17 protein-coding genes are annotated in these 16,612 nt (G+C 51.3%); 13 read left to right on the top strand and 4 right to left on the bottom strand.

The window, feature by feature from the left end; translation table 11 throughout:
- Positions 1-123: 123 nt before the first annotated feature.
- Complete coding sequence (locus BSZ32_RS11735) at positions 124-2,064, bottom strand: phospho-sugar mutase (protein ID WP_240610625.1); 1,941 nt, start codon at positions 2,062-2,064, stop codon at positions 124-126.
- A gap of 94 nt (positions 2,065-2,158) precedes the next feature.
- Here BSZ32_RS11735 and BSZ32_RS11730 point away from each other — a divergent pair, with 94 nt between their 5' ends.
- From BSZ32_RS11730 to BSZ32_RS11715, 4 genes are all read left to right on the top strand, one after another.
- A complete protein-coding gene (locus BSZ32_RS11730; RefSeq protein WP_105043587.1) occupies positions 2,159-3,064 on the top strand; it encodes a class I SAM-dependent rRNA methyltransferase in 906 nt (301 codons plus the stop codon).
- 53 nt (positions 3,065-3,117) lie between these two features.
- Positions 3,118-3,798 carry an ABC transporter ATP-binding protein gene (locus tag BSZ32_RS11725; protein ID WP_105043586.1) on the top strand — a complete coding sequence of 227 codons (681 nt, stop codon included), beginning with the start codon at positions 3,118-3,120 and terminating at the stop codon, positions 3,796-3,798.
- A gap of 68 nt (positions 3,799-3,866) precedes the next feature.
- Positions 3,867-4,640 (top strand): ABC transporter ATP-binding protein, encoded by a 774-nt coding sequence (locus BSZ32_RS11720; RefSeq protein ID WP_105043585.1) that lies wholly within the window; start codon positions 3,867-3,869, stop codon positions 4,638-4,640.
- Between the two features lie 7 nt (positions 4,641-4,647).
- Positions 4,648-5,421, top strand: coding sequence for an ABC transporter permease (locus BSZ32_RS11715; RefSeq protein ID WP_105043584.1), 774 nt, complete (start codon positions 4,648-4,650; stop codon positions 5,419-5,421).
- A gap of 61 nt (positions 5,422-5,482) precedes the next feature.
- Here BSZ32_RS11715 and BSZ32_RS11710 read toward each other — a convergent pair whose 3' ends face one another.
- On the bottom strand, positions 5,483-5,992 hold the full coding sequence (locus tag BSZ32_RS11710) for a hypothetical protein (RefSeq protein WP_105043583.1): 510 nt from the start codon (positions 5,990-5,992) through the stop codon (positions 5,483-5,485).
- Positions 5,993-6,207: 215 nt separating this feature from the next.
- Between BSZ32_RS11710 and ilvE the strand changes: the two genes are divergently transcribed.
- Positions 6,208-7,089, top strand: coding sequence for a branched-chain-amino-acid transaminase (ilvE, locus tag BSZ32_RS11705; protein ID WP_105043582.1), 882 nt, complete (start codon positions 6,208-6,210; stop codon positions 7,087-7,089).
- Between the two features lie 199 nt (positions 7,090-7,288).
- Positions 7,289-8,038 (top strand): MBL fold metallo-hydrolase, encoded by a 750-nt coding sequence (locus BSZ32_RS11700; RefSeq protein WP_105043581.1) that lies wholly within the window; start codon positions 7,289-7,291, stop codon positions 8,036-8,038.
- An 89-nt stretch (positions 8,039-8,127) separates the two neighbouring features.
- On the opposite strand, the gene BSZ32_RS11695 is transcribed toward BSZ32_RS11700, so the two are convergent.
- Complete coding sequence (locus BSZ32_RS11695) at positions 8,128-9,555, bottom strand: phospholipase D family protein (protein WP_105043580.1); 1,428 nt, start codon at positions 9,553-9,555, stop codon at positions 8,128-8,130.
- Positions 9,556-9,662: 107 nt separating this feature from the next.
- Positions 9,663-11,186, bottom strand: a complete 1,524-nt coding sequence (locus tag BSZ32_RS11690; RefSeq protein ID WP_105043579.1) for a beta-N-acetylhexosaminidase — start codon at positions 11,184-11,186, stop codon at positions 9,663-9,665.
- 317 nt (positions 11,187-11,503) lie between these two features.
- Between BSZ32_RS11690 and BSZ32_RS11685 the strand changes: the two genes are divergently transcribed.
- The 7 genes from BSZ32_RS11685 to BSZ32_RS11655 all read left to right on the top strand — a co-directional run bounded on the left by BSZ32_RS11685 (position 11,504) and on the right by BSZ32_RS11655 (position 16,562).
- Positions 11,504-11,695, top strand: a complete 192-nt coding sequence (locus tag BSZ32_RS11685) for a hypothetical protein (protein WP_105043578.1) — start codon at positions 11,504-11,506, stop codon at positions 11,693-11,695.
- 129 nt (positions 11,696-11,824) lie between these two features.
- Positions 11,825-12,673 carry an endonuclease/exonuclease/phosphatase family protein gene (locus BSZ32_RS11680; RefSeq protein ID WP_105043577.1) on the top strand — a complete coding sequence of 283 codons (849 nt, stop codon included), beginning with the start codon at positions 11,825-11,827 and terminating at the stop codon, positions 12,671-12,673.
- Positions 12,674-13,114: 441 nt separating this feature from the next.
- Positions 13,115-13,240 (top strand): hypothetical protein, encoded by a 126-nt coding sequence (locus BSZ32_RS20135; RefSeq protein WP_276308433.1) that lies wholly within the window; start codon positions 13,115-13,117, stop codon positions 13,238-13,240.
- 227 nt (positions 13,241-13,467) lie between these two features.
- Positions 13,468-13,878, top strand: a complete 411-nt coding sequence (locus BSZ32_RS20235) for a thioredoxin domain-containing protein (protein WP_129589733.1) — start codon at positions 13,468-13,470, stop codon at positions 13,876-13,878.
- A gap of 15 nt (positions 13,879-13,893) precedes the next feature.
- A complete protein-coding gene (locus tag BSZ32_RS20230; protein WP_105043574.1) occupies positions 13,894-14,199 on the top strand; it encodes a peroxiredoxin family protein in 306 nt (101 codons plus the stop codon).
- A gap of 15 nt (positions 14,200-14,214) precedes the next feature.
- Positions 14,215-14,877 (top strand): hypothetical protein, encoded by a 663-nt coding sequence (locus tag BSZ32_RS11660; protein WP_105043573.1) that lies wholly within the window; start codon positions 14,215-14,217, stop codon positions 14,875-14,877.
- Entirely contained in the window at positions 14,874-16,562 is a 1,689-nt protein-coding gene (locus BSZ32_RS11655; RefSeq protein WP_105043572.1) for a hypothetical protein, read from the top strand. Before BSZ32_RS11660 ends, BSZ32_RS11655 begins: the two co-directional genes overlap by 4 nt.
- Positions 16,563-16,612 lie beyond the last annotated feature (50 nt).

Here is a 16,612-nt window from a genome sequence, read left to right as displayed (position 1 = left end):
TTCGTTCTCTATATTGACTTAATTAAATAATAAAACCCTAGGGTACTCCCCTAGGGTTGAAACTGTATTACAGTACTAGACGTGAAACCTAACAAATAATAGCGTAAAACAAATCCGAAGGAGTTATCCCATCCGCGCCTGCGCATCAGCTTCTAACGCAGCCCAAAGACTAGCAAGGCCATCACGCACCTTTTGCTTACTAGCTGCGAGGTCATCGGACGGAGCATCTTTACCGAACAAGTAGAACTTGATCTTCGGCTCAGTTCCAGATGGCCGAACCGCAAAGGAACGTCCGTCTTCGAGCTCAACAATCAACATGCCAGCACTTGGAAGTGAATCTCCCTCGCTGTCTTCAAATTGCTCTTTCGCGAAATCGCGCACTCGGCTGACTGCTACGCCATCAACCTCCGTTGGTGGTGTGTTAGAATAAGAATCATTGAGAGCTTTGATCTGCGCTGCACCTTCTGCTCCTTCCATCACCATGGACTTGCCGTCTTCGAGGTGAAATCCGAACTCAGAGTAGATATCGTCCAGTAAGCCAGCGATCGTCTTGCCAACACTCTTCGCATAGGCTGCAACCTCGGCGAACATCACAGCTGCCATGTTGCCATCCTTGTCGCGGACAAAGTCAGCACCGAGGTAACCGTAGGATTCCTCACCACCAAAGATGAAGAAGCGTGAATACTCCAGACGAAGCTTACGACTTTCCTCTTCAGAGAGATCGCGGTAGTTACCATTGATCTTGCTCGCTGGAATACCATTTTCGTACTTTTGGAGTTTGTCGGAAATGAATTTAAATCCAGTGAGGGTGTCTACCATATTCACTCCAAACTTCTCAGCAATAGCCGTCTGAAGCTCGGTGGTCACGTAGGTCTTGATCAGCACGGCGTGGCCGCGGTTAGAGTCACTGAGGATTCCCAGATCAAACATCGTCTTGGTGCGGTACCAAGCCATGAGTGAACCGATTTGATTACCAGTAAGTAACTGCATCTCGCCAGCATCATTGCGCACAGCCACGCCCATACGGTCGCAATCAGGATCAGTGCCGATAACAATTTCAGCATTCTCTTGTTCCGCAAGGTCGATCGCCATCTTTAGAGCTGCAGCATTTTCTGGGTTTGGTGAGGCGACTGTTGGGAAGCGCCCATCGCCGCCATCTTGCTCGGCAACGGTCAGCACATCGAATCCAAGCTCACGCAGGATCGGCACTGAAATGTGGCCGCCAGTGCCGTGGATGTTAGTGAATACCACTTTCGCTCCACCGTTTTCTAGCAGGTCAGGACGGAGTAGAAGGGTCTTGAGTTTGTCGACATAACGACGGTCAGCCTCGGCGCCAAGTACAGTGAGTGTACCGCGTTCAGCTTCAGCAACCGGCTGGTAGGCTTCTTCCGTGATCGATTGAAACTCTTCTAACACAGCAGATGCATGGGGCTCCACCAGCTGGGCACCTTGGTTGAAATACGCTTTAAATCCATTGTCTTGTGCTGGGTTATGGCTCGCGGTGAGAACCACACCAGAATCTAGACGAAGCTCACGGATGAGGAAGGACAACTGAGGAGTCGCGCGTGCTGCCTCAAAAATGTAGGCGTCACATCCGTGGTCATTACAGACCTTGGCACAGAACTCTGCAAAATCGCGTGAAAAGTGGCGGGTGTCCTCAGCAAAAGCGAAACTTGGCTTTCCTTCGATACCATTAGCCGCTCTGTGCTGCTTGATGTAGGCGATCATTCCGCGAATCGCGCGACCGACATTATAAAAATTCATTGTCGCGGTACCGACACATGGATGCTCAGGGCGTCCAAGTGGCCCACCAGCTCCTTGTTCAGCTTTAGTCACCACACGGCCGACGGTGCGTCCACGTAGTCCACCAGTGCCGAATGCCAAAGTCTTAAAGAACCTATCATTCAGTTCATTCCACTCACCAGCTTGTGCTAGTTCAGTCACAGCAGCTTCAGCCACAGGAGAATCCGTACCAGCTAACAATGCTGCAATATTCTCACGGGATGACACTAGTAGATCGCCGTATTCCACGGCCTTATCGAGAAGGGATAAAAGGTCACTCATTTCGAGCTGGATCATAAGACTCAAAAATGAGAAGGCAATCCCACAAACTCGCATTTCACTAGAAATCGTGTCACATTCCAGCCACACTGATCCCATGCAACCGTCCAACTCGCAGCTCTTTGAAGAAGCCATCGCCAAACGTCAGCATCTACTCGATGACGACACCAACGCCGTAAGGCTTTTCGACGGAGCTGGAGATGGCATTCGTGACGTCTTCCTCGAAACCTTTGCCGACCGCTGGGTACTCTCGACCCGAGACCGACTGATCACTCAGGGAGTGCGCAATTTCTTCGAGCATTGTGGCAAAACTGTCTATTGGAAACAGCTAGACCAACAACAGAAGACTGATCCCTTCCACATGGCAGGCCCTGCGCAACTCAAGCCATTCATCGCTCGCGAGTCTGGTATCGACTACGAGATCTCATTCAAATCCGGTTACTCCCAAGGAATTTTTCTAGACCAACGGGAAAACCGCAAGAGGGTCCGCGAGCGCGTGGGCAGTGGTGATCGTATACTCAACACCTTTGCCTACACGGGTGCTTTTTCAGTTTCAGCCGCCATGGGTGGAGCCATCACTTCCACCTTAGACCTCTCCCAACCCTATCTCGACTGGGCGAAAAAAAATCTCGCCCACAACCAGCTCGACCCGTCCGAGCACTACTTCTGCAAAGGTGACACCTTCCATTGGCTCAATCGCTTCGTAAAACAGGGCCGTAAGTTCGACGGCATCATTCTCGACCCACCCACGTTCTCGCGCGATGATAAAGGCAAAGTATTCCGCGTCGAAAAGGACTACCACCGTCTCACCGACCTCGCATCACGCTGCATCAACCCTGGCGGCTGGATTCTAGCATCCAATAACTGCCGTAAAATAAGCGACACAGACTTTCTTTACGAAGCATCACGCCGACTCCCCATTAGTCACAAAGCCACCGCCCTACCAATGCCTGAAGAATACACCGGTGAGCGCTACCTCAAATCACTCTGGTTTGATTTGTAGAAGTGATCAGTTAGGCCTTCACACTCCACACTTCACACTTCACACTCCCCGCCATGAGCCTAATCACAGCCACTGACCTGCACCGCGGATATTCCGTCGGCAAAAAGCGTATCGAAGTCCTTCGCGGCATCGACCTCACTATACAGAAAGGTGAAAAGATTTTCCTCTGCGGCCCATCTGGCGCTGGTAAAACAACGCTGATGTACACCCTCGCTGGATTGGAGCGCCCGGAACAGGGCGCTGTACACATCGACGGAATGAACCTCTACAAACTTTCAAAACGCCAACAGGCAAAACTGCGCAATGCGCGGATGTCCTACATTTTCCAGAACTACTACCTAATGCCCGAGCTCACCGCGCTAGAGAATGTGATGATCCCAGCGATGATTGGCGGCAAAGGTGACGAATCTGCAGCTAAGTCAACTCTCGATCGCGTTGGCCTCAGCCACCGCTACGACCACCTTCCAGCGGAACTCTCCGGCGGCGAACAACAACGCGTCGCCATCGCCCGCGCCCTAGTCAACAAGCCCGAAATCATCTTCGCCGACGAACCCACTGGTAACCTCGACTCGAAAAATGGCGAGCAAGTGATGAAGCTATTGTTAGAACTCACCAGCGAAGATCATACTACTCTCGTTGTCGTCACCCACGACCTCAGCCTAGCAAAATTCGGCGATCGCACACTGATCGTCAAAGATGGTAACATCTCTTCTAATGAGACTGCCACGAATTAATAGCCACTGACCAAGAGTCTCGGAAATTGCCTCGCATTCCAAACTCTCCTATGAATAAATGAGTAGTAATGACTCAAGGACATCAGGTAGAGGGTAAGGCGACGTTTGAGATCTGTGATTTGACAGTATCCCTCGGTGGAGGAGCTGTGGTACTAGATGGCCTTTCTCACACGATTGTTGCGGGCAAAATCAACGCCCTGATTGGCCCCAGTGGCTGTGGGAAATCGACACTCCTCCGTTGCCTCAACAAACTCATTGAACCAACTAAAGGATCGATCAGGTTAGATGGAGTCGACATAACCGACATCGATGTACTCACACTACGGGCACGAGTCGGCATGGTGATGCAAAGTGCCACGATGTTTGCTGGAAGCATTGCTGAGAATCTAGCCTTTGGACCGAGCTCACTGGGTCAGGAGATTGACCGACCGCGGATGAAAGAGCTTCTCGAACTGGTTAGCTTGGATCCTAGCCTGCTCGACAAAGATGCTCAGAAACTCTCAGGTGGACAAGCCCAGCGCGTATCCATCGCTCGCTCGTTAGCGAACAAACCAGAGGTTCTCTTACTCGATGAACCGACCAGCGCGCTCGACCCCGCGGCGACACGAACGATTGAGGCAACCCTCATCCGTCTGCGTGATGAGTTAGGAATGACGATCGTTCTGGTGTCCCATTCGATGGAGCAAGTCGAACGTATTGCTGACACTAGCGCATTGATGCTAGATGGAAAAATCATAGAGACAGGAACGCCCGAACATTTACTCACGGGAGTCCATCACCATTGGACTGAGCAATTCGCTAAAGGCAAATTAAGTAGTCAGAAAGAGAACCAACCAAATTAGATCCACCATGCTCGATATTCTTTCAGAATTACTCCCCCGCCTGCCAGGTATACTTGGAGCCCTGACTCTCGTCAGCCTCGCCATCGGTATTTCCTATTGGCAAAAAATTGGCCTAGAAAAAAGCATGTCGGTGGCTGTGGTCCGCGCTTTTGTGCAGTTGATTGCGATTGGTTACGCGCTGCAGCTTATATTCGACAGCGACAACCCACTGTGGATCGGTGTGATCGTCGGCGTCATGCTCACAGTAGCGGGGCTAACCTCAGGGAAACGCGCTGAGTCGATTCCAAAGGCCCGCACGATAGCCCTCCTTTCTATCAGCACCAGCTTAGCTCTGACTCTTGGCACCTTACTCGCACTCAATGTTTTTGAGCCGACGCCACAGTCGGTCATTCCCATTGCCGGCATGATCATTGGCAATGCTATGACTGCAACCAGCCTCAGCATGGCCCGTCTTCGGGATGACCTCAAAAGTTCTCGCAGTGCGATAGAATCCGCACTTGCTCTAGGAGCCCCCAGTCGAGTCGCCGCTCAAGTCCAACTCCGTACCGCTCTAGCAACGGGCATGACGCCATTGGTCGACAGCACCAAAACCGTCGGCCTAATTGCGCTCCCTGGTGCGATGACTGGTATGATCCTCGCCGGAAGTCCGCCAATGGAAGCCGTCCAGCTACAAATCGTGGTGATGTTTATGCTGGTGGGCGCTGCGGCGTTTGCCTCGATGATCGCCACCTTCCTCACCTACCGCCAATTCTTCACTAAGACGCACCAGCTGAAGCTCTGAGACCATCGCCTACTCGGATGAACTTGTGTTACGTCAGTAATCTCAAATCTTAGATCTCAAATCACCTACCCTCGATCTCCTCCACCTTTTTCCCACCAGTATCTGGGGTGGCGCGAAAACTTGGGACCACTTTACGCATGAGCTTTTTGAGCCCACCTTCAGCGGCAACATAGTCGTCTTCGGATTCGCGTAGTGCTTTTTCCCACGCTTGGGCAAATCCAGGAGCTTGCTCACGCATCACACTGATGGCAGCTTCCGTGACTTCGAGCCTACGGAGCTCGGCTTTCCCAGGTTTTTGCTGCACAGTGCTGAGGTTGACTCGGAGTGTCTCGTTCTGCTCTCTCAGCTCATCGAGCTGATTCTGCAACAACTCGTTGCCCTTGGCGTTGATCTTGAGCTGAGTATTGAGGTGACCTTGTAGTTCAGAATTCTCTTCTTTTATCCGCTTTAGCTCGGCCTTAAGAAATTTTCTATCCTTAGCTCCTGACCTCCAAACAAAGATGACCAGTCCGAGTCCGAGTAAAAGCCCCCAACTAAAAGGGTGTGAGAGTATTTCTAGCAAAGTTTCCATTCGCTATAGACTACGTGTATTTCAGCCAGTGAAAAGGGTGATTTTCTCGATTCGCCATTTCCTAAGCCTCTGATACGGCTTCAATGAGTGAGTTGAAATACTTAGCACCTTGAGACTAAGCGAAAAACCAATGCTGATAAATGTACGAATCGTGAGTTGCATTCGGGCTACATTCCCGTACTTTCCAGAAAAAATCACATTCATTCACATTCATTATGAGCGACACGCAACAAATCTGGCTCGACGGCGAAATCGTCAACAAGGCCGACGCCAAGATCTCCGTATTTGACCACGGCCTACTTTACGGTGACGGCATCTTCGAAGGTATTCGCTTCTACAGCGGCCGCATCTTCCGTCTCGAAGAGCACATCGAGCGCCTTATTCTTTCAGCCAAAGCCATTCACATGGAGCTGCCATGGACGTTGGAGGAAATTTGCCAAGCCACTGTCGACTCAGTGAAGGCCAACGGTCTCAAAGACGGCTACATCCGCCTAGTAATCACTCGCGGTGAGGGGGGTCTCGGCCTCAATCCATACCTCTGCCCAAAGCCATCGATGTTCATCATCGCAGCGGCTATCCAGCTCTACCCTGAGGAAAACTATACCAAGGGACTAGAGCTCATTACCTGTGCGACTCGCCGTCCAACTCCTGGTTCACTCAGCCCACAGGTGAAGTCACTCAACTACCTCAACAACATAATGGCAAAGATCGAATGTATCCAAGCCGGTGTCATCGAAGGCGTCATGCTCAACGAGCAAGGCTACGTAGCTGAATGCACAGGCGACAACGTTTTCGTCATCAAAAAAGGCAAGCTCTACACTCCTCCGGTTTCTGACGGATCGCTCGACGGCATCACCCGCCAGGTCATCTTCGAACTTTGCCAGAATGCAGGACTTGAGCTCACTGAGAAGTCGATGACTCGCTACGATCTCTACACGGCAGACGAAATCTTCCTCACCGGCACTGCGGCCGAGGTGATTCCTGCGGTGAAGTACGATCAACGTCTAATCGGCGATGGAACTCCGGGCCCGATTTCCAAGCAACTCGTGGAAGACTTCCGTGCCCTAGCCAACAGCGAAGGCACCCCCTGCGTCTAGTGTTGTAAAATTTAGACTCCCTTTTAGAATGGCAGCTCCAGTGATGGAGCTGCCATTTTTATACTCTAGCAGCACGAACCCTTACCTTCCCAAAGCTTTTAAAATTAAGCTGTAGAGCTGAAATCAAGAACTCTGAGAGATCTTCTTTACCTCACTATGCTAGTGGATTAGAGTACTCGATACGTAATTTCTAGTACCTATGAAAATCCAACTGATCCGCAACGCCACACTCTGTATAGATTATAACAGGCACCGTATTCTTCTAGATCCCTTCTTCTCCCCTAAAGGAGCCCTTCCCGCATTTGCTGGAATCGCCCCGAACCCTACTGTCGAACTCCCCTTATCAAAGGAAGAAATCGTAGCCGGCACGGAACTTATCCTTCTCACCCACCTCCACCCAGACCATTTTGATGAACCCGCTCAAGAAGCTCTAGCTAAGTTTCTGCCGGTCATCTGCTCCCCTGTCGATCAGCCAAACATCGAAGGAAAAGGCTTCACCAACGTCTCAGCACTCAAGGACCCAATCGAGTGGGAAGGCATCACCATTGAAGCCACATTTGCTCAGCACGGAACAGGAGATTGGTTAACCCGCATGGGCCACGTCACAGGATTTCTGCTCAGTGCCCCAAACAGGCCATCGCTCTACATCGCTGCAGACACGGTGATGACCTCAGAGGTTAGAAACTTCCTCCAAGTCCGTAAGCCCAACATCATAATCACCAACTCTGGCGGAGCCCACTTCCCAGACGCACCACCAATCATTATGGACATTGAGCAAACATTAGAAGTCTGCGAACTGGCCCCGAAGTCCAAAATTATCGCGATCCATCTAGAAGCGCTCGATCACTGTCCAGTGACCCGCACAGCATTGCACCAGGCCGCTGAAGACGCTGGAATCTCAGCTAAACGCTTATTGATTCCAGCAGACGGGGAATGCCTAACATTCTAGAGCTGACTCTCTATCGGTAGCCACCGAGCGAAGGAATCGACAAGACGCTGGGAAAAGCCACGTGCCGGCTGAGTAGTTAGGGGATGCTCCTAGGCTCCCTTCCATACAATCTCACCCTTAGAATCATACTCTAACTTCCAAGAATTCTCAGGCTTCACCATTTCAGAGATCTGAGAATATAGCTTACTTGTAAGCTGCGGAGATTTGATAAAAAGACCTTCCTCGGTATTGAGATCCATCGCTCTAGGGTCCATATTCAGCGAGCCTATGAAACAGTACTCACGGTCCACCATCACGGCCTTCATATGCATTCCGATAAATGGCGCGATGACGGGTGACACATCGCAAAGGTCCCGCTGTTGCTGACTCGGTTGAAAATTATATTCGTACAGCTCACAGCCTGCATCGAGTATTGCCGTCCTATACTTTCGGTAATGGCTGTGAGCCATCGTATGGTTATTCGCCCCCAGAGAAGGGACCAGAATTTTGACTCTTACTCCCTTCTTAGTCATTGCTCCCAATTTTTCAAATGATGCGCTTAAAGGAATAAAATAAGGAGACACAATGATGATCTCACGCTTGGCTGAGGCCAAGGATTCTGTCAAATTATCCACAACAGCACGGTCTTCTCCTAGAGGGTCGTCCCCGATAAACTCAGCTTCACCAGTAACCATCTGCAGTTTCAACTTTTGCAATCTACTATCCCAGTTCGCGGAATAGCTCGGGTAAGATTTCAGCTCCGTCTCTTTATTATGTAGGACTCTGTACTGCAATTTAGCGTATCCTTCCTGTAGATCAAACGATTCTGCTTTATTTGATAGGCGACTCGCGGGGTAGGCTGAAGCACTATTCCAGAATCGATCGAACTCATAATTTACTTGCTCCAACACTGCTCCAGTGGTCAGAACATCGAGGTCCCGAAAGTTATATTTTTTTGATAACCCATAGTAATTGTCCCCTATATTCCGTCCTCCATTAATAGAAAACACTCCATCCGCAATGAAGGTTTTGTTATGCATCCGACGGTTCATCACGGAATAGTTCACCAAGAAATAGACGGTTCGTCCAAAGGCGTTCGCACGGACTTTGTTCGGGTTATAAAGACGGATCGCTAGATTAGGATGAGCCTCAAGCGCGGCGAGTCCTGCACTGTCAGATGTGAGCCAGATGTCATCCACCAATAACCGCACTCTCACTCCGCGATCGGCGGCCTTCAGGACTCGTTTAAAAACGAGAGCGCCACTGACATCATCATTCCATAAGAACGTCTGGATATCCAATGAGCTGACGGCTGAGTCAATCAAAGCCAAACGCCAATTGAGCGCTTCATTCGCAGCATTGATCAACAAGAAATGTGATTGATTACCTCGCTGGGTAACCTCCAAAGATGCTTTCACCAGGGGGCTATCAGCTGGAGCCTGCAAACTCATCTCTTTCACTTCATGCACTACCGGGGGCAGCGTACCACACCCGTTGAGCGCTAATAGTCCTATGATAATGAAGAGAATTCGAGCCATGATTCAGGACGTTAACAATTCACCTACCCATTTGCAGCCAAAAAGAATCCCCATGGCTCGGTGTTAAAATCTAAGGATGGGGTAACCCTTCTTCTTGGCCTTTCAGGCTACCAATAACTGGCCCCAGTGCGTTCGAGCAGGCTCTTGGTTGTAGTCTGGGTACCAGTCCAGACACGCTCGGCCATGATTGGCAGGCGTGGGGCAGGCCGCCCGTATTCGGGAAAACCGGGGCCTGTTCCTAGGAGGAGTCCTTCTTCTGCTTTCTCCTCGTTGTCCCATGAGCACATCTGGGCACCGATAATTTTGTTGCGGTGCGTCTTCGGGTTGAATTTTTTCCAGTAAGTAAACGGCTGGGGGCTGCGGCCGGCTCCAAACATGAAGGGCGACCACCGGGCGATGGCTTCCGGAGTACACATGTAGATGTTGTCGGCGACGTAGAGTGGCGACCACGCGGTGTTGAGGATGGTATACCCCGCGTTGAAGTAATCGCTAGGCATGCGCCCTTTATGTTTAATGTCGAACGGACAAACAATGATATCGGGATGGATTTTTGGAGTGCCCTTTGGGTCGAACCCTTCCCAGACAAACATGGTGCGCTCTTTGCCTTTGACGACGTCATGCATCCGGTTGATGAAGTGGTGGTAGAGTTGGGTGCCGTTCTCAAGTTTTTGGCTTTTCATGGTGGCGAGGCATGCTGTGCATTGAATGTTGTTATAGTGGACTTCGTCGGCGCCCAGGTGCCAGTAGTCACCTGGGATCATGTCCATAACTTCGGTGAAAAGTTTTTCTAGTGCTTGGTAGGTTTGTGGGTTGCCGATGCAGAGTTTTCTTGCTGGTTTGTTGTTAGTTGTTGTCGTGCATCCGAGCGATGGGATGCTGCGGATCAGGGCTGCTGCGTGTCCCGGGACGTCGATTTCCGGGATGATCTGGACGTGGTATTGATGGGCTGTATCGACGAGTTGTTGGATTTGAGCCCGGGTGTAGTGTTGATCCTTGGTGGGCAGTGTGGGGAAGGCGGTGCTGGGCAGGGTGTAGCTTTGGTGATCACTGAAGTGGATCTGGTAACGGTTAAGTTTCAGTGCTGCCATGCGCTTGATCATTTTTAGATGAAAATCGATCGAGTGAAACTTCCGAGCATTGTCGATCATGAGTCCGCGGTGGAGGAATTCCGGGGCATCGTTGATGGTGAGTTGGGCAATGGGGTTTTGCGGCCCAGCGTGTAGTAGCTGAAGTAAAGTTCTGGAGCCCCAGAAAATACCTGTTGGGGTGGCGGCGGTGAGGGTGATGCCTTGAGCGATCGTGAGGCGGTAGCCTTCATCGCCAAAGCTGCCGTCATCCTGGAGGCGCAGGGTGATCGAGTTAGATGGCTTAGTGCCGTGGGTGTGGTGGCCGCACTCAAATCCGTTGGCTGAGAGATCCTGGGCGATGGTCTGGGCCAGTGGCTTGAGCGCCGCAGCGCCAGCATCATAACTTAGGGTCAGTTTTTTCCCTGGTGTGAATGAGCCTTTTTCGTAGGTCACCTGGCGCGGGTAGGGCACGAGTGGCAGCTCGGAGCTATCCTCTGCTGCGTGGACTATGGCTGCCATGATGATGGCTACGATGGTAGTGAGAGTGATTATTCTAAGCTGCATAGGTGAAACTGGTGAATTGAGTGGTCGTGATACAGGGACTGTACGCGAGGTTGTGCTAATTCTTGCTAGAAAGGAAGGTTATATTTTACCCGTATTTTGTCATCTCATCTAGAGTTCGCGAACTTCCGCATCCCCCAGAAAAGCATGGATAGTTGCCTCGTAGGACTTGAGCGCTATGGTCAGTTCAAATGTGTATTTTAAATTTACAGAACGCGATCTGCAAGTTCGCCCTTATCACATCATTTCTCTGGGCCTTGCCTGTTCATGCAGAACCTTAATCTGAAAAATCCGGGTGGCAGGCCGACCGCAACATTATAATGAACCGAGTTCCATATCTCTACTCAGCAACCTTTCCCATCGCTTTTGAAGACCCCAGCATGCCACTCGCCCCCAAGCTTACTCAACCTAAAGCGAGCAAAGAAAAAAACACAGGCGTTGAGCTGAGTGACTCGGCAAGTGCTGAAGACATTCAAAAACTTATCGAAGTCATCTCAGCAAATGTCGTGTAATAAATAGATCTAATAAATTCATCCCTACCAAACCATACCATTCCAATTTTCAAGTACCCGGACGACTCCAGCAATTCTCGGCCCTTATTTTTTTCTGTATCCTAACGGTTTTCATCGTAAGCTCCAACCATGATGATGCGCACACTGACCATTCTTTTTCTGGCCTGCACCGGTCTATTCGCCAACCCGACTCCTCTCAACATCATTTCCTACAACATCCGCCAGGACACGGCGGGGGACAAAGGCCCGCGGGATTGGCCGCAGAGAAAAGACATGCTTAGTGGCTATCTGCTCAACAACAAGGCCAGCATCATCGGCCTGCAAGAGGTCAGGCATAACCAACTGCTCGATATAGACAAAGCACTTCCCGACCACAGCCATGTCGGTGTAGCCAGGGAAGATGGAAAAAAACGCGGAGAATACTCCCCGATTTTCTATGATCGGAATATCTGGAAACTCGACCCGAAGGAGCACGGCACTTACTGGCTGTCCGACACCCCGGCTGTCGCCAACAGTCGGACCTGGGGCAACAACTACACCCGTATCTGCACTTGGGTGCGGTTGATCAAACTGAATGGCCCAAAAAAAGGGAACGCCATCTACATCTATAACACCCACTGGGATCACCAAAGTCAGCCGTCGCGGGTTAAATCCGGTGCGCTGATGCTGAAGACCATCAAAACCCGCACCCATCAGCAGGACCCGTTCATCCTCATGGGCGACCTGAATGCCTCCACAGAAAATCCCGCTGTCACCCAACTTCTCGCCGCCGGAGACCTAACCAACTTAGGCACCCAAAAAGTGCGTTCGTCCAGTCAATGGAAGACCGCGCTTGTTCCAGGTTTACCCATCGACCACATTTTCACCTCGGCCTCCATCAAAAATGCACAATTCAAGGTCGACACCAACGCTGGCGTAAAAGGTCATGCCGCCTCCGACCACCATCCTGTGCTGCTCAGCGTGCCAGCTCTCCCGTGAAGGCCCCTCCCCTGCATGATCTTGTTGTGAAAACAAAGGGAAGTGATTTGCAGGTACGTCCTACGTCGATTTTGGGTTATACCATTTGAGCGGTTAGATTGTCGGAATGACGCTGATAATTTTAGATTTCAACAAGGCACAAGGAAGGAGCATAGCAGCTTGCCCACCATAGATCGCAGAGCAACGGAGGGAGCTATGAGACAATCGAGCGGAGCGAGATAGCCAATCCCGCAGGGAGCGAGCGGGGAGAGCAGCAAACGCGTAACGCTGATAGAATATGAAAGAATCAGTGCCACCTCATTAATCCAGCTCTGCTGGCAAAGTGAAACCCAAGATTTGATCATTCCGCCAATGTAACTGTGAAGATGGTATTACTCAAAAAGCTAATTATTAGATGATGGACGCTTGGTTATTTTGTGTATGTATTTACTCATTAATCATATGAAATTAACTACCATTACGACACTGGCGCTGATAGCAAGCTCGCCGACAGCAATGTACGCACAGGAGTCTGTGCCAGCTACACCTCTTGTTCCCGCTGCTGAAGCCAACAAGGGGCTCTGTTAAATAGCAAATGAAAGCGATAACCTCTGAGTTTGATCAGAAATCGACTGCATTTACGAAAAAATTGCGGGCTGAGAAGAATCGGAAGAAGAAACGCAAGTTGTATAAGAGGCGGCCGGACCCACAGGCTTCAGTGGATCAGATAATCACCTTGGCTAAAAAAAAATTTAAGGCCGCAGGGTTTGAGTTGGTGCGCAGAAAAAACAGCCCGTGGGCCGCAGAGCTTAGAAGTGTTAGATCTGATCTTAACTCACTACAACGAGAGTGCAGTTCTTGGCTCTTTGGTGAGTGACTATTCTCGTATACTGGGTGTTGAAGGTCTGCGTCTGATTGTTGAAAAATCCGGTAATGAAAAAGTAAGCCAAAGCGCGACCTATCATCTGGCTTCGCTGCTTTCAAAAAAAGAGGCTAGCAAAGCTGAAGGAATCACCTTGATGAAGAAGCTCCAGGCCACAGATGGGCTTGCTGAGCGGAACCCCAAATTGCATAAGCAGATTGAAAGTGAGTTGTTTATCGCTGAAAACTTATCAATTGGCTCTGCGGCTCCTGATATTGTGGGTAAGGATCATGAAGGCAAAGAATTTAAGCTCAGCGATTACAGAGGTCAGGTAGTTCTGCTTGATTTCTGGGGTATTTGGTGAGGCCCTTCTAGGGCCATGCTTCCTCACGAGCGGTCGCTCGTAAAGGAACTCAAAGGACGTCCTTTCTCTATTGTCGGAGTTAATAGTGATAGTAAAGATCGCCTCAAGGAGCTGGTTAAAGACGGCACCACGATTTGGAGAAATTTCACCAACGAACAGGCTGGCGGAAAAATTTCTACGACTTGGGGGGTGAGGGGCTGGCCGACACTTTATTTGATCGACCACAATGGTGTGATTAAACACAAAGGCTTGCGCGGAGATAGAATGGAAAAGGCGATTAAAGAAATGGTGGCCGAAGCGGAAGCCTCCAAAAGTTTTTAGTGAACAATTGATACAATGAGCTGCCCACTATCTTTCAATACGTCCCGCCTTCTGGTTCTTCTCTGCCTACTCGTTGGCGTTGGGGTTGGCTCGATTTATGCCGAAGCACCCCGGACTGAAGAGAAGCCGAAGCATCTGACGCCTCAGGTCACCATGGCCACCACCCTCGAGCTGCGTGAGAAAAAGAGCGATGCCGTGGCCATTGCTTACCTCGGAGAGAAGATGCGGGAACGTGCCGGAAATTACGGAAACTTCCGCAACTTGTTCTCCTACACATGGCGGGAAGCCCAAGTCCGTAGTGGCCGTGTGGATGGGGCCTGGGCCTCTAGGCTCAACGACGTTGCTTTCACCGTGGCCTACGAAGAGCGCAACTATAAAGAGGCATCTGAAATCATATCAAACCTCTGCACCACCCTTAGCCGATCCGGTCGCTTTGGTCGATTTGCAGAGGTCATGGCGATCTGGGAAGAAGCTCAGCGATTGAGTGGCCATCGAATGGATCTGGACTCCTATCCTGATCTTGGTCCGGCGATTTCTTGTTTACCTGAGGTGCGCCATCGCCAGATGCCCGCCACTCTGCCTTCCCCCAAGGAAGTTGCTGGCGGTCTTCCGCCACGGAATCGCCCCAATCGTTTTCATATCATTGAGCCGGAGCGTTCGCTAACTTCGGCCATTTGAACTACAACGCTGGACGCTGGCGTGAGGGGATAGAATGGCTCGTCTGGGTCCGCGATTGGGCGACCAGCAAGAAAACTGGACAGCCCGTGGGTGAATACGCGCACCAATGGTTTGGGGTCACTGAGTCAATTAGTTTGATTCAAGTGAATATGGGATTCTACAAAGAGGCTCTCGTCATGACCGACGAGGCAATCGCCGCTCCGCATGGACAGACGTATCTTGGTTGTTCTCGAATCACCCTCGGCATCCTCCGCTACCTAGATCAAGCGCCCGACGATATCGTCGACCGACTTGGCGAGTTCGTCGTAAGGGCAAAGACAAACCGACATGTTTCGGAAGCTGGCCACAAGTCAGCGAAAGTCTCACTGGCCAAGGCCTTGCTCCACACCGGCCGAACCGGTGAAGCTGAAGCCCTGCTCAATACATTGGTAGCCGAAGGATCTCAGTACGCCCGCTCGGTCCGAGTTCGGCACTGGCTCGATTCCGGACGCGTCGAAGGAGTGGAGCAGGAACTCGTGGACCTGCTGAAGCTGCATCGTAAAAACGGCCATAAGCTTTCTGAGTGCTCTTTGTACAGCGACTACGCGGATTTTCTCCAAGCCAGAGGGCGCGATAGTGAGGCACTTATGATGCGCCGCGAAGTTGTACGGCTTTCGAGAGCCTTCGACCTGTTCTACCGATTACCTGTCGATCTAGCGAAGCTTGCTTCTCTGCTTCTCTGCTTCTCTGCTTCTCTGCTTCTCTGCTTCTCTGCTTCTCTGCTTCACCGCCTGGGCGACGAAGCCGGCTCGGCCACCGTGGCCAAAGAGGCCCGCATCTTGCTTGCTAAAGGGCGGATTGCTCCGAGTCGAGCCAAAGAGGCCAACAAGCATCTAGGCGATCTGAGTCACAGGTCCGTCGTCGAGACACCTGCCCGCGCCCCAGAAATTGACCTCCAGCCTCAGCGTTCGGTGGTCATCCCTTTAACAAACGTGCCCTGGACGAGCTACCTCAGCCTCGCCAATCCAGGAGATCAATCGCAAGCTGGACGCCTCCACGTGAGCGGACCGCCCGTTTCTCTTGCGATGGATGATGACTCAGGAGATATCTTCGCCACCCTTCTACCTGCCACCGAGGCCGGTGACAAGGAACTACCACTTACCATAGGTCCCGGCACTTATTACGTTATCCATATCCGTGGTTCGGCCAAGACGAACAAAGAAGCCGAGCTTCGTTTCAGTTGGAGCCAACAGAATAGTGATCCGGCTACCGTGGCCACCGTCTCGATCGAAGCTCCCGAAAGTGGTGTCACTGGAGCGATCATCCAAGCCGGAGGTTACAGGACCAATCCTTTCTACGGAGTGCCCATGCATCTCCACTACGTCACCAAGATTGACTCTCCGGCCTCGCCACCGCTGCGTTTTGTCTGTTCGCAAAAAACCCGAGTCGAAGTTTATCTGCTCGACGGCACACCGCTGGCCATCGACGGGCAGGGCAATGGTTCGTTGCTCGACCAAGGAGACCAGATATTCACTAGCAGCGACGGCAAAGGAAATCCATTGCTCCCATTGGTAGAGGGTGCCGCCGGTCTCAGCGTCGTACTTTACCCCGACGGGCCACTACCCGAGGAAGGCCTCACCCTCGATATTGAGATCTTCGAGGACGGCAACTGGCAGCTTTACTCGAGCAACCGTCTTGATCCCTGATCCCAGTCAAGCGGGCGAACGGGAGACCAACGTCACGCGTTTACTTCTTA

It is taken from the genome of Rubritalea profundi (genome assembly GCF_002954445.1).
GTDB classification, from domain to species: domain Bacteria; phylum Verrucomicrobiota; class Verrucomicrobiia; order Verrucomicrobiales; family Akkermansiaceae; genus Rubritalea; species Rubritalea profundi.
Note: the sequence above shows the minus strand (reverse complement) of the source record. Positions and strands in the feature narration are given on the sequence as shown.